12 protein-coding genes are annotated in these 13404 nt (G+C 66.6%); 4 read left to right on the top strand and 8 right to left on the bottom strand.

All coding sequences use genetic code 11. The annotated features are described in order from the left end of the window. Nucleotides 1-20 precede the first annotated feature (20 nt). Nucleotides 21-1112 carry an NADH:flavin oxidoreductase/NADH oxidase gene (locus tag V0R62_RS16320; RefSeq protein ID WP_330104486.1) on the top strand — a complete coding sequence of 364 codons (1092 nt, stop codon included), beginning with the start codon at nucleotides 21-23 and terminating at the stop codon, nucleotides 1110-1112. Nucleotides 1113-1213: 101 nt separating this feature from the next. Here V0R62_RS16320 and V0R62_RS16325 read toward each other — a convergent pair whose 3' ends face one another. The 5 genes from V0R62_RS16325 to V0R62_RS16345 all read right to left on the bottom strand — a co-directional run bounded on the left by V0R62_RS16325 (nucleotide 1214) and on the right by V0R62_RS16345 (nucleotide 7696). Beyond that, nucleotides 1214-2452, bottom strand: a complete 1239-nt coding sequence (locus V0R62_RS16325) for an NAD(P)/FAD-dependent oxidoreductase (protein ID WP_330104487.1) — start codon at nucleotides 2450-2452, stop codon at nucleotides 1214-1216. A gap of 3 nt (nucleotides 2453-2455) precedes the next feature. Further along, nucleotides 2456-4033, bottom strand: a complete 1578-nt coding sequence (locus V0R62_RS16330; RefSeq protein WP_330104488.1) for an aldehyde dehydrogenase (NADP(+)) — start codon at nucleotides 4031-4033, stop codon at nucleotides 2456-2458. A gap of 107 nt (nucleotides 4034-4140) precedes the next feature. Further along, nucleotides 4141-5088 (bottom strand): dihydrodipicolinate synthase family protein, encoded by a 948-nt coding sequence (locus tag V0R62_RS16335; protein WP_330104489.1) that lies wholly within the window; start codon nucleotides 5086-5088, stop codon nucleotides 4141-4143. A gap of 41 nt (nucleotides 5089-5129) precedes the next feature. Next, on the bottom strand, nucleotides 5130-6056 hold the full coding sequence (locus V0R62_RS16340) for a 4-hydroxyproline epimerase (RefSeq protein WP_330104490.1): 927 nt from the start codon (nucleotides 6054-6056) through the stop codon (nucleotides 5130-5132). Continuing rightward, nucleotides 6056-7696 carry an APC family permease gene (locus tag V0R62_RS16345; RefSeq protein ID WP_330104491.1) on the bottom strand — a complete coding sequence of 547 codons (1641 nt, stop codon included), beginning with the start codon at nucleotides 7694-7696 and terminating at the stop codon, nucleotides 6056-6058. Before V0R62_RS16345 ends, V0R62_RS16340 begins: the two co-directional genes overlap by 1 nt. A 378-nt stretch (nucleotides 7697-8074) precedes the next feature. On the opposite strand from V0R62_RS16345, the gene V0R62_RS16350 reads away from it, so the two are divergent. Further along, nucleotides 8075-8845, top strand: a complete 771-nt coding sequence (locus V0R62_RS16350) for an AraC family transcriptional regulator (RefSeq protein ID WP_330104492.1) — start codon at nucleotides 8075-8077, stop codon at nucleotides 8843-8845. Between the two features lie 104 nt (nucleotides 8846-8949). After that, on the top strand, nucleotides 8950-9798 hold the full coding sequence (locus tag V0R62_RS26875) for a phage tail protein (protein ID WP_408005693.1): 849 nt from the start codon (nucleotides 8950-8952) through the stop codon (nucleotides 9796-9798). On the opposite strand, the gene V0R62_RS16360 is transcribed toward V0R62_RS26875, so the two are convergent. Beyond that, complete coding sequence (locus V0R62_RS16360) at nucleotides 9799-10686, bottom strand: LysR family transcriptional regulator (protein WP_330104493.1); 888 nt, start codon at nucleotides 10684-10686, stop codon at nucleotides 9799-9801. It abuts the gene before it with no gap. A 201-nt stretch (nucleotides 10687-10887) separates the two neighbouring features. On the opposite strand from V0R62_RS16360, the gene moaB reads away from it, so the two are divergent. Continuing rightward, nucleotides 10888-11427, top strand: a complete 540-nt coding sequence (moaB, locus tag V0R62_RS16365) for a molybdenum cofactor biosynthesis protein B (RefSeq protein WP_186715522.1) — start codon at nucleotides 10888-10890, stop codon at nucleotides 11425-11427. Between the two features lie 20 nt (nucleotides 11428-11447). Here the strand turns inward: moaB and V0R62_RS16370 are convergent, their stop codons facing one another. Beyond that, on the bottom strand, nucleotides 11448-12347 hold the full coding sequence (locus V0R62_RS16370) for a bestrophin family protein (protein ID WP_330104494.1): 900 nt from the start codon (nucleotides 12345-12347) through the stop codon (nucleotides 11448-11450). Between the two features lie 21 nt (nucleotides 12348-12368). After that, entirely contained in the window at nucleotides 12369-13373 is a 1005-nt protein-coding gene (gene moaA / locus V0R62_RS16375; protein ID WP_050704307.1) for a GTP 3',8-cyclase MoaA, read from the bottom strand. Nucleotides 13374-13404 lie beyond the last annotated feature (31 nt).

A 13404-nucleotide genomic window follows, 5' to 3' on the forward strand; every position in this document is an offset into this window, starting at 1 on the left:
CCTGTCCCTGGAGTTACCTCATGGCCGCCTTGTTCGAACCCTACAACCTCAAAGACGTCACTCTGCGCAACCGCATCGCCATTCCGCCGATGTGCCAGTACATGGCCGAAGATGGCCTGATCAATGACTGGCACCAGGTGCATTACGCGGGCCTGGCCCGTGGTGGCGCCGGCCTGGTGGTGGTCGAGGCCACCGCGGTGTCCCCGGAAGGGCGCATCACCCCCGGCTGCGCCGGCATCTGGAACGACGTCCAGGCCCAGGCCTTCGTGCCGGTGGTCAAGGCGATCAAGGCCGCCGGTTCCGTGCCGGGCATCCAGATCGCCCACGCCGGCCGCAAGGCCAGTGCCAATCGCCCCTGGGAAGGTGACGATCATATTGCCGCCGACGATGCCCGTGGCTGGGACACCATCGCCCCGTCCGCTATCGCCTTCGGCGGCCACCTGCCGAAAGTGCCCAAGGCCATGACCCTGGACGATATCGCCCGGGTCAAGCAGGACTTCGTCGATGCCGCGCGCCGTGCCCGCGATGCCGGCTTCGAGTGGATCGAACTGCACTTCGCCCACGGCTACCTGGGCCAGAGCTTCTTCTCCGAGCACTCCAACCAGCGTACCGACGCCTATGGCGGCAGCTTCGACAACCGTACGCGTTTCCTGCTGGAAACCCTGGCCGCGGTACGTGAGGTTTGGCCGGAGAACCTGCCGCTGACCGCTCGCTTTGGCGTGGTGGAATACGATGGCCGTGATGAGCAGACTCTGCAGGAGTCCATCGAACTGGCCCGTCGTTTCAAGGCTGGCGGCCTCGATCTGCTGAGCGTCAGCGTCGGCTTCACCATTCCCCAGACCAACATCCCGTGGGGCCCGGCGTTCCTGGGGCCGATCGCCGAGCGGGTGCGCCGCGAGGCGAAGCTGCCGGTGACTTCGGCCTGGGGCTTTGGCACGCCGGAGCTGGCCGAGGGCGCTTTGCAGGCCAACCAGCTCGACCTGGTGTCGGTGGGGCGTGCGCACCTGGCTGATCCGCACTGGCCGTATGCCGCTGCCAAGGCACTGGGCGTGGACAAGGCGGCGTGGACGCTGCCGGCGCCTTATGCGCATTGGTTGGAGCGTTATCGCTGATACCGTATGGGGCCGCTCTGCGGCCCTTTCGCGGCACAAGGCCGCTCCTACAGGGTTCACGCGTTGCCTGTAGGAGCGGGCGCAAAGCGCCCCCGGCAATCTCAGAACCGATCCAACCTGTATGCCTGTTCCACCTCGGCCCCGGCAGCCAGCCGTCCCACCCACTCCGCCGTCACCGCCGCCTGGGTCAACCCCAGGTGCTGATGCCCGAACGCCAGCAGCACCTTGCCATCGGCCACCCGGTCGATCACCGGCAGTGAATCCGGCAACGAAGGCCGGAACCCCATCCACGGCGTTGCCCCCTCGGCATCCAGCTCACGCCGGAACAAGCCCTTGCTCAACCGATGCAGTTGCCACGCCCGCTGCATGCTCGGCGGCGCCTCGAGCCCGGCGAACTCCACCGTGCCGGCCAGGCGCAGGCCGTCGGCCATGGGTGTCATGATGAACTTGCGCTCCAGCGAGGTGACGGCGAACGGCAGGCGTTGATGCTCCGCTGGCAGCATCAGGTGGTAGCCGCGCTCGGTATCCAGTGGTACCTGCCGACCGGTCAGGGCGGCCGTGAGCCTGGCCGAATGTGCCCCGGTGCTGATCAACACCTGGCGGGCCTCGAGGGTGCCCTGGTCGCTTGCGAGGCTGATGCCCTGGCCATGCACCCGGCCGCCATCGACCTCGGCGCGCAGGAAGCGCACGCCGCTGGCCCTGGCGGCGCTGAACAGGTCGCAGACCACCTGATAGGGGTCGAGGAAGTGACCGGTGCGTGGGAAAAACAGGCCGCCCAGGATCGACGGGCTTAACTGTGGCGCCGCTTCGCTCACTGCTTCTGCCGACCACAGGTCCACGGGCACGGCCTGTGCCTGCAGGCGGGCGCGCAATGCCGCGAGCGCCTGGCGCGATTCGTGGCGTTCGAACACCAGCAGCGAACCGTCTTCCTTGAGCAGGTGGCTGCGGTCGATGGATGCGAGCAGCCGTTGCCAGGCGCCGAGGCTGCTTTCGTTCAGCGCACGAAGGCCCGCGACGCTACGCTGGAACGGCGCCGGTCGCAGGTTGAGCAGCAGGCGGGTGAACCAGGGCAGGGCCCGTGGCAGGTACTTCCAGTCCAGGCGCAGCGGGCCCATCGGGTCTAGCAGCATGGCCGGCAGGCGCTTGAGAATCGACAGGTCGGCGATGGGAAACACCTGCTCGGTGGCCAGGTGCCCGGCATTGCCAAACGACGCCCCGTGGCCCGGCGCCTGGCGATCGATCAGCAGCACCCGGCGGCCCTGGCGGGCCAGCTGCAGGGCGCAGGCGACGCCGACGATGCCGGCGCCGACCACGGCGATGTCCGTGTCAGTGGCGGTCATGGTTCAGCCTTCCCGCCGGCCATCGAGCAAGCGGCGCAGTTGCAGCGGGTTGCCCTGTTGCAGCGCATCGGGCAGCAGCGCGTCAGGGAAATCCTGGTAGCACACCGGGCGCAGGAAACGCAGGATCGCCGCGGTGCCTACCGAGGTGCTGCGGGTGTCGGAGGTGGCCGGGAACGGGCCGCCGTGGACCATCGCGTCGCAGACCTCGACCCCGGTCGGCCAGCCGTTAACCAGGATCCGCCCGGCTTTGCGTTCGAGGGTGGGTAGCAGATGGCGGGCGCAGTTGAGGTCGGCGGCGTCCAGGTGCAGGGTGGCGGTCAGCTGCCCTTCCAGGTGTTCGGCGATCTGGCGGATCTGCTCGTCGTTGTCGCAAGCGACCACCAGCGAGGCGGCGCCGAACACTTCGGCCTGCAGTGCCGGATCGGCAAGAAACGCCTGGGCCGAGGTGACGAACAGGTGCGCCTGGCACTGGTTCGGGCCTTGATTGGGCTGGCCGCTGGCGATCTGGCGGGCATTGCGGTTCTCACCCAGTGCGGCGACGCCTTTGGCATAGGCGCCGGCAATGCCGGGGGTGAGCATGGTCTGCGCTGCGGCTTGCCGGACTTGCTCGGCGGCGGCATTGATGAAGCGTTCGAGGGCCAGCCCCTGACGGGCGATCAGCAGCCCGGGGTTGGTACAGAACTGGCCGGCGCCCTGAGTCAGCGAAGTGACGAAGGCTTGGGCCAGAGGTTCCGCTCGGGCCTGCAGGGCGGCTTCGAAGAGGAACACCGGGTTGATCGAGCTCATTTCGGCATAGACGGGGATTGGCTCGGGACGTGCCTGGGCGGCCTGGCACAGCGCGAGACCGCCGCTGCGCGAACCGGTGAAGCCAACGGCCTTGATGCGTGGGTCGCTGACCAGACCGATACCGACCTCACGGCCGGCGCCGTACAGCAGCGAGAATACGCCTTCGGGCAGCTCGCACTGCGCGACCGCCCGGGCCACGGCCTGGCCGACCAGTTCGCTGGTGCCGGGGTGGGCGCCATGGGCCTTGACCACCACCGGGCAACCGGCGGCCAGTGCCGAGGCGGTGTCGCCGCCGGCCACCGAGAAGGCCAGCGGGAAATTGCTGGCGCCGAACACCGCCACCGGGCCCAGGGCAAGCTGTCTTTGGCGCAGGTCGGGGCGTGGCAGTGGCTGGCGCTCGGGCAGGGCGTTGTCCACCCGTACATCCAGCCATTCACCGGCCCGCACCACGCGAGCGAAGGTGCGCAGTTGCGCGCAGGTGCGGCCGCGCTCGCCCAGCAGACGAGCCTTGGGCAGGCCGGTCTCGGCGTTGGCGCGGTCGATCAGGGCATCGCCCAGGGCTTCGATCTGCTCGGCGATGGTTTCGAGGAAGTGGGCGCGTTGTTCGAGGGTAGTTTCGCGGTAAATATCGAATGCCGCCCAGGCCAGGGCGCAGGCCTGGGTTACCTGTTCGGCGCTGGCGCCGGCGTAGGGTGGGGCGAGCGGGGTGTTGGTGGCCGGGTCGATGGCATGGATCGCGGCCTGGGTGCCTGTGACGGCGCGCTGGCCGATCAGTAGATTGCCGGTGAGGGTCATGGGGCGTCCTGGAGAATCTGGGTGAGGTCTGAAACTGCAGGGGGCGCTGCGCGCCCCTTTCGCGGCACAAGGCCGCTCCTACAAAGGGGCGCGTCGCTGCCAAGGGATCAGGCGATGTTCTGCTCGGCCGACCAGCTGGCGTACCAGTTGCGGAACAGCGCGTACTGCTGCTCGGCGTAGTGGCGCTGGGCGTCGGTGAGGGCGTCGGTTTCATTGAAGTGCAGGCGGTACTCGCTGTCGCCGTTGAGCACCATCAGGTGCTTGTAGTACAGCACCAGGTCGCAGCCTTCATCGAACGACGACAGCACCGCCAGCGCCGATTCCAGCTCCCGGGCCTGGCGTCGGGCCTTGGCATCGCCCTTGGCGGCGCGCTTGCTCAGGCTGACCAGTTGCAGCACTTCGCGGGGCAGCGCGTTGCCGATGCCGGTGATGGCGCCGGTGGCGTTGCAGTTGACGAAACCGTGCACCACTTGCGTGTCGACGCCGACCATCAGGGTCACGTCATCGTCCTGGGAGGTGATGTGCTCGGCGGCGTAGCGCAGGTCGGCGGCGCCGCCGAATTCCTTGAAGCCGATCAGGTTGGGGTACTCGCGACGCAGGGCGAAGAACAGGTCGGCGCGGGTGGCGAAACCATAGTAGGGGCTGTTGTAGATCACTGCCGGCAGCTTCGGCGCGGCGGCGAGGATCGCCGAGAAGTGATGCTGCTGGGCGGTCAGCGAAGCGCCTCGGGACAGCACCCGGGGGATGACCATCAGGCCGGCGGCACCGACCCTGGCGGCGTGGGCAGCGTGGGACACCGCCTCGCGGGTGTTCACCGCGCCGGTGCCGACAATGGTCGGGATGCCGGCGGCGACCAGGCGCGCCACGCCCTCCTGGCGCTCGGCCTCGGTCAGCAGCGGCCAGTCGCCCATCGAGCCGCAGTACACCACCGCGCTCATGCCGGCGTCGATCAGTTCGCGGCCCTTGCGCACCAGGGCGTCGAAGTCCGGCTTGCGCTCGGCGGTGCAGGGGGTCATCAGGGCGGGCATGGTGCCGGTGAAGATGTTGTCGGTCATTGTTGTCACTCCTGGCGGTATTCAGTGGGAAATGAACGGGGTCAGATGCCCCAGGCGAAGGGATCCTGCTCGTCGATCAGCAGGGTGCTGTCGGCGGTCATGTGGGCGCGGCCGGTGATGAACGGGCGAATGCGTTCACCGTCGCGTTCGTAGCGGCCGTGGAACTGGCTGCCAGTGATGCTGGCCTGGACCCAGGTCTGGCCTTCGGCGAGCTTGCCGTCGGCGGCCAGGCACGCCAGCTTGGCGCTGGTGCCGGTGCCGCAGGGCGAGCGGTCGTAGGCCTTGCCGGGGCACATGACGAAGTTGCGGCTGTCGGCGTTGGCATCGTCGGCGAATAGCTCGACATGGTCGATCAGGGCGCCGTGTTCGCCAGTGATCCCCTGGGCCTCGAGGGCCTTGAGCAGGGTCCAGGTGTAGTCGGTGAGGGCTTCTCGGTTGTCCAGCTCGATGCGCTGGCCGTGGTCGGAAACCAGGAAGAACCAGTTGCCGCCCCAGGCGATGTCGCCGCGCACCAGGCCATGGCCTGGCACGTCCACCGCCACCTGCCGGCGGTGGCGGTAGGACGGCACGTTGCCGACGGTGACGGCGCCGTCCTCATGCAGGGTGGCACTGACCTGGCCAACCGGCGTGTCGATCTTGTGCGCGCCCGGCTCGATCAGGCCCAGGTGGCGCAGCGAGGCGACCAGGCCGATGGTGCCGTGGCCGCACATGTTCAGATAGCCGGTGTTGTTGAAGAAGATCACCCCGCAGGTGGCATCCGCAGAGATTGGCGGGCAGTACAGCGCGCCCACCAGCACATCGTTGCCGCGCGGCTCCAGCAGGCAGGCGCGGCGCCAGTGGTCGTGCAGCTCGCGCAGTTCGTCGCGCTGCTCGGCCATGCTGCGGCCGTGCAGCGGCGGGAAACCCTTCATCACCAGGCGGGTCGGTTCGCCGCCGGTGTGGGAGTCGATTACATGAACCTGTTTCATCAGCGTGTCCATTCGGTAGTGGGGCAGGAGGCGACGGCGGCGGGGTGCTGGCCGGCATGGGGTTCGCTGCCGGCTTCGCTTTCATCGTCGCCATCGAGCCGCACCAGCCGGGCCGGCACGCCGGTGGCCGCGCCCCAGTAGTAGATGCCCAGGGCACTGGCGGCGACGATCACGGTGTCCAGCGGATGGCCGATCACGCCCAGGCCGCCGAAGCTGCCCAGCCAGGAAAGGAAAATGGTCACGGCGTAGAAGCCGATCAGCCAGGCTGACGAGCGCACCTGCTGACCCAGCGACAGGTGTTCGGTGGGCACGAAGCGGCGGCACAGCAGGTACAGCACGAACATCACGATCTGCAGCGCCAGCAGCCAGGACACGGTGTTCCAGCCCGACCAGTAGACGATCAGCGCGGCGATGATGAACGACAGCGGGCCGAGCACGCCCATGCCCTTGACGCGGAACGGCCGTGGCATGCCGGGGGCGCTGCGGCGCAGGGCGGCGACCGATACCGGGGCCACGGCGTAGCTCAGTACCAGGGCGGCGGACACCACGTTGATCAGCGCTTCCCAGGACGGAAACGGCAGGGTCCAGAACACCGCCAGGCCGAAGGTCAGCCACAGCGCCGGGCGCGGGATGCCGGACTGCTCGTCGATGCGGGTGAAGTACTTGAAGAAGGTGCCGGTCTGCGCCCAGCCATAGATCACCCGTGGGGTGGCATTCATGTAGATGTTGCCGCAGCCGCTAGGCGAGATCACCGCGTCGGCCACCACTAGGTAGGCCAGCCAGCCGACACCCAGGGCCAGGGCGATGTCACGGTAGGGCAGGGCCAGTTCCTTGGTCACCCCGGCCCAGCCGTTGGCGAGCATCTCGGTCGGCACGCTGCCGAGGAACGCCAGTTGCAGCAGGGCATAGATCGCGGTGGACAGCAGCACCGAGAGGATCAGCGCGATGGGGATGGTACGCTGCGGGTTCTTCACCTCGCTGGCCACCGAGATGATCGGCGTGAGCCCCAGGTAGGCGAAGATGATGCCGCCGGCCGACACCGCCATTTCCACGCCGGACAGGCCGAACGGCGCGAAGCCCTGGACCTCGAAGTTCTCCGGCTTGAAGAAGGTGAACAGCACGCCGATCACCAGCAGCGGCACGATGAACTTGAACACGCTGACCAGGTTGTTGGCCTTGGCGAAGGTCTTCACGCTGCGGTAGTTGAGCAGGAAGAACAGCCCGAGCAGGGCGAACTGCACCAGCCAGCCAAGCACCGTCGGGTCGCTGGAGCCGGTCTTGGTCAGCGCCGGGAACCAGGCCGCGGCGTACTGGCGCGAGGCGACCACCTCGATGGCAATCAGGCTGGAGAAGGCGATCAGGGTGATGAAGCCCATCAGGTAGCCCAGCAGCGGGCCATGGGAGTACACCGGGTAACGCACCACGCCACCGGCCCGCGGCAGGGCGGCGCCGAGCTCGCAGTAGACGATGCCCAGCAGCAGCACGGCGAAGCCGCCGAGGAACCAGGAGAGGATGCCGGCCGGGCCGGCGATGGCCGAGACGTGGCTGGCGGCGAACAGCCAACCGGAGCCGAAGATGGCCCCCAGGCCGATGAAGGTGAGGTCCAGCAGGGACAGCTGTTTCTTGAATTTGCCTGACATGGTTGCGCCTTTTTGTAGGTTTTGGATAGGCAGGTCTGATGTCACGATGCGGCTTGGTCGGCCGCGCTCTTGTAGATCGTGGGGCGGCTTGCGTGGGGCATAGAGTGGACCGATCGAGGCTGAGGTTCTTGATGGTTTTCTGCAGGGTGGGTGACGAAATCGGCACAGTCGAAGAAAAGACTGGCGAGCTGGGGCGGTGGCTGGATAGGCTGGATTGCATAGCCTGCAAGGGCTGGAGAGATGCAGTGGCAATACCGGCCTCTTCGCGGGACAAGCCCGCTCCTACAGGTATTGCGCTTGCTTCGAGATCGGCGCGATCCCTGTACGAGCGGGCTTGTCCCGCGAAGAGGCCGGCCCTGCCACCGGAGACCTGATTGAATGTCACACGACTCACTGGCAACCCTATACCAGACCCTCGACCAGCACCGCCCCGAATCCCTCGAGGCCCTGCTCACCGGTGTGGTCTGGCTGCTGCCCATGCTCGACGTGATCGCCAATGCGGCGATCTTCATCAAGGACGACCAGGCCCGTTACGTCCTGGCCAATCGCACACTGGTCCAGCGCTGCGGCCTGAAGCACCTGCAACCGCTGCTGGGCAAGACCAGCGCCGAAGTGTTCCCGGCGCGCCTGGGTCCCGGCTACACCGAGCAGGACCGCCGGGTGCTGGAGCAGGGCCTGGTGCTTGAAGACCAACTGGAGCTGCACCTGTACGGCAGCCGCGAGCCGGGCTGGTGCCTGACCCACAAACGCCCACTGTACGATCCAGCGGGGATGATCATCGGCCTGGTGGGCATTTCCGTCGACCTGCAGTCAGCCGCCGACACCCATCCCGCCTACCAGCGCCTGGCTGCGGTGGATGCGCATATCCGCGCGCATTTCCACCAGCCGATCAGCATGGGCGAGCTGACCCGCATCGCCGGGATCTCGGTGGCGCAACTGGAGCGCTACTGCAAGCGGGTGTTCCACCTCACGCCCCGGCAGATGATCCACAAGGCCCGCCTGGAGCATGCGCACCAGTTGCTGCACAGCGACCTGCCGATCATCGAGGTGGCCCTGCGCTGTGGCTACACCGACCACAGCGCCTTCAGCCGGCAGTTCAGGCAACTGACCGGTTTCACGCCGCGGCAGTACCGGATGGCAACGAATTGAAGGTTGATGCATTAATGCATTGATTGATTATGCGTTTACGCATAAAATGGATTTCAGCGCTACTCAGTAGCGTGCGTAAATTCAATCGATACAGGATGTTCACGATGACAACCGCTTTTACCGCCAAGAATTCCCTGCCTTTTGCGGCGCTCCCCACTACCGATGGTGTCGTTCAGTACTTTCGTGCGACCAGCACCAACGTAGCGGATGCGTCCTATGCTCCCGATGGTCTGGCAGCCGCGCCGATCTACGGTCTCGGTGGCCAGCTGTTGCAAGGCAACGAGATTGTCGCTGGCGGCAATGTGACGCTGGTTTCCTACCTCGGTCCACTGCTCAACCAGGGAGCCCTGTGCTGGATCCTGCTGAACTGCGAGGGTGGTGCCCAGCAGGTGGCCAATGCCACGCATAGCCAGCATGCCGTGACGCTTGGCCAGATCATCGGTTTCTCCGGAGCCGCGCCTGGTGACATCAAGTTCTCCGCAGCCAACGAGGCGCCGGTGGGCTGGCTGAAGGCCGATGGGGCATTGGTGTCTCGCGCCGAGCATGGTGCATTGTTCGCAGCCATCGGCACCACCTATGGCGCTGGCGATGGTGTCACGACCTTCGGTCTGCCTGACCTGCGCGGTGAGTTCATCCGTGGCTTCGATGACGGCCGTGGGGTAGACCAAGGCCGGGCGTTCGGCTCCTGGCAGAAGGGCAGCCTCTACCCTTACGACACCACCGAGAACATAGCCAACGGCGTCTGGAGTGCATCCACCACGCAGAACACAGGTCCCGCTTCGCAAGTCGCGATGGGCGTCGATGCCTACTCCACCGACGAGTATTCGACCATTTCGCTGGGTGGGGTCGATGCGCGGGTCAACTATGCATTGCCAGGTCTGTTCGGTGACCGTGGTTACTCCGGGATCACCCGCCCACGCAACATGGCCATGCTCGCATTGATCAAGTGCTGATCACTCGCTGCTGAACAGGGCGCGGGCCTCGTCGAAGCACTGCTCGGCGATGGCCGAGCGCGGCTCGCTGCGGCGCAGCAGCAGGCCGACCGGGCTGTGGATGCTGGCTTCCTGCACGGGGATGATGCGCATGTGCTTGTTGAGGTCTTCCAGGCCGCAATCGAGCGGCATGACCGCGCAGCACACGCCGGTGTTGATCGCCTGGATCAGCTGGAAAGTCGAGTCGCTCTCGAGCACGGCATTGGGCGCAAGGCCACGGCTGCGCAAGCTCAGGTCGAGGGACTGGCGGTAGTGCATGCCTTTGCTCAGCAGGCCCAGCGGCAGCTCGCCGAGGTCTTCCCAGCGCAGGCTGTCGGCCTCGAACTGGAAGTGCCGGGTGTCGTGCAGCAGGCCCATGGTGGTGGTGCTCAGCTCGATCACTTCGAAGAAGCTGGTGTTGACCTGGTCGAGGTAGCAGATGCCCAGGTCGAGCTGGTTGCGGCTCAGGCCATCGATCACCTGCTCGGAGCTCAGCGACGACAGCTGGAAGTGCAGCTCGGGGTACTTCTCGCGCAGTGGCATCAGCAGTTGCATGGGGTTGAAGCTGGCCAGCGGCACGGTGCCCAGGCGCAGGCTGCCGACCACCTGGCCGCGACAGCTGGCGGCCTCGGCCTGCAGGCCGTCATGGGCGGCGAGCAGGGTGCGGGCCCAGGCCAGGATGCGTTCGCCGGCTTCGGTGAAGCCTTCGAAGCGCTGGCCGCGCTTGACCAGCACCAGGTCCAGTTCGTCCTCGAGGTTGCGCAGGCGCATGGACAGGGTCGGCTGGGTGATGTGGCACAGCGCCGCGGCCTGGCCGAAGTGGCGGGTCTGGTCGAGGGCGATGAGGAACTTGAGCTGTTTGATGTCCATGGTGCGGCCTGGGGTTGCGGGGTGGGTAGACCTTAACCAAGAGTGAAGCACCTGGCTAATCTTTGATGAACATTTCACCGACCCGGTAGTGGGGTCGATAGCGGCGATAGAAACCGTCGATCACTCGGTACGTCCTATCGATTGGACGCTGCCGGGGCTTGTCTCTAACGTGGCCGCGAAGCCAATCCTGGAGCAAAGGCCATGAGCGTTAAACCGGACGCGGTGTTCGTACCGCTGAACATCGCGGTGCTGACCGTCAGCGACACCCGTACCTACGACACCGATACCTCTGGCGAGCTGCTGGCCAGCCGCGCCGTCGGTGTGGGCCACCGCCTGGTGGCGCGGGAGCTGCTCAAGGACGACCTGTACAAGATCCGCGCCCAGGTCGCCACCTGGATCGCCGACGACCAAGTGCAGGTGGTGCTGATCACCGGCGGTACCGGCTTCACCGGGCGCGACAGCACGCCGGAGGCGGTCGACTGCCTGCTGGACAAGCGCATCGACGGGTTTGGCGAGCTGTTCCGCGCCCTGTCGATCCTCGATATCGGCACCTCGACCGTGCAGAGCCGGGCCCTGGCCGGCATGGCCAACGGCACCCTGGTGTGCTGCCTGCCGGGCTCGACCGGCGCCTGCCGCACGGCCTGGGAAGGCATCCTGGCCGAGCAGCTGGATGCGCGGCACCGGCCGTGCAACTTTGTCGCGCACCTGAAGCCAATCGGGGCCTGCGAAAGCCGAGGCTAGTACTTTCCTGTACCGACTATTCAGCTCAGCACATGATCCACCGGCACCAACGCCGGTGGCAGCGGCTCATGCCCCAGCGCCGCCAGCACATCGCGCTCGACGGTGCGCACCAGCGCATCGGTCGGCAGATCGTTCTCGTCCCGGCCGAACGGATCCTCCAGCTCGTTGCCGATCGCATCCAGGCCAAAGAACGTGTAACTGACGATGGTGGTGAACAGCGGTGCCAGCCAGCCCAGCGGTTCTGCCAGGGCGAACGGCAGCAGCAGGCAGAAGATGTAGATGGTGCGGTGCAGCAGCAGGGTGTAGGGAAACGGCAGCGGCGTGCCCTTGATCCGCTCGCAGGTGGCCTGCACGTCCGACAGACCGGCCAGGCGCTGCTCCAGGAGGGTGTAGCGGAATTCGCTGATCGTGCCGTCCTTCGCCAACCGTGAGCATTGGGCACCGATATCGCGCAGGATGCCATCGCACACGTTGTGCGCGGTGATCGGCGCGTCCTCGGCCAGCCAGGTGCGTGCCAGGGGCAGTTCGTCTTCGTTGCGCAGCCGGGCATTCAGGGCATGGGCGAAGCCGCACAGGCCACGCAGCATCTGCGTGCGCAACTGCTGATCCTCGATCGCCACGCTTTCGCGCACGAACGAGCGCGCTTCGATGATCATCCGCCCCCAGGCCTTGCGACCCTCCCACCAGCGGTCGTAGCAGGCGTTGTTGCGAAAACTCATGAAGATCGACAGCGACAGCCCCAGCAGGGTGAAGGGCGTGGCGCTGACCGGGTAGAACAGCGCCGGGTAGTGCCGCTCGATCAGCACGATCAGCGCCGCCAGCAAGGTCACCGCCAGGCAGCGCAAGGCGATGCGCTGGACGATCGAGCCCTTGAGGGTGAACAGCACGCGCAGCATGTCGGGGCGTGAGTGGACGATCAAGACGGTTCCAGAGGCGGCCGATCAGCCGCCGGTCATGTTCATGAAGCGCAGGATCTGCACCTCGCCGCCCACTTCGAAGTGGTGGCGGTAGGGCTTGAGCTGCATGGCGTCGCGCAGGGTCTTTTCCAGGCGGGCGCTGTCGCCGGGGTGCTGGCGCAGGACCTGCTTGAGGTCCACCGAGTGCTCGTTGCCCAGGCACAACAGCAGGCGGCCTTCGACGGTCAGGCGCACGCGGTTGCAGGTGGCGCAGAAGTTGTGGCTGTGCGGCGAGATGAAGCCGACCCGGGTATCGGGCGCTTCGGCCAGGCGCCAGTAGCGCGCCGGGCCCTGGGAGGATTCGGCTGACTCGACCAGGGTGAAGTGCTCGGCCAGGCGGGCGCGCACGTCGTCGCTGGAGCAGAAGGACTCGCCGCGCTCGTGCTCGCTGATGACGCCCAGGGGCATTTCTTCGATGAAGGAGATGTCCAGCTCGCGGTCGATGGCGAAGCGCACCAGGTCGACGATTTCGTGGTCGTTGCGGCCCTTGAGCACCACCGCGTTGAGCTTGGTACGGCGAAAGCCCGCAGCGCGCGCGGCATCGATCCCCGCGATCACCTGCTTGAGGTCGCCGGTACGGGTCAGGGCGCGAAAACGCTCGGGGTCAAGGCTGTCGAGGCTGATGTTCAGGCGCGAGACGCCGGCATCGAACAGCGGCTGGGCCAGGCGGCCGAGCTGCGAGCCATTGCTGGTCAGGCACAGTTCGCGCAGGCCGGGCAGGGCGGCGATACGCTCGCACAGCCCGACGATGCCCTGGCGCACCAGGGGCTCGCCACCGGTCAGGCGGATCTTGCGGGTGCCCAGGGCGACGAAGCGCTCGGCGACCAGGTACAGCTCCTCGAGGCTGAGAATCTGCTGGCGCGGCAGGAACTGCATGTCTTCGGCCATGCAATAGACGCAGCGAAAATCGCAGCGGTCGGTGACCGACATCCGCAGGTAATCGACTTTGCGGTTGAAACCGTCGATCAGGGCCTGGGGGTTCTTTTCCACGTTCGCGCTCGACCTGTGCAGTGGCTGGGGG

Origin of the sequence: Pseudomonas carassii (genome assembly GCF_036324045.1) — a bacterium.
Taxonomy (GTDB): domain Bacteria; phylum Pseudomonadota; class Gammaproteobacteria; order Pseudomonadales; family Pseudomonadaceae; genus Aquipseudomonas; species Aquipseudomonas peradeniyensis.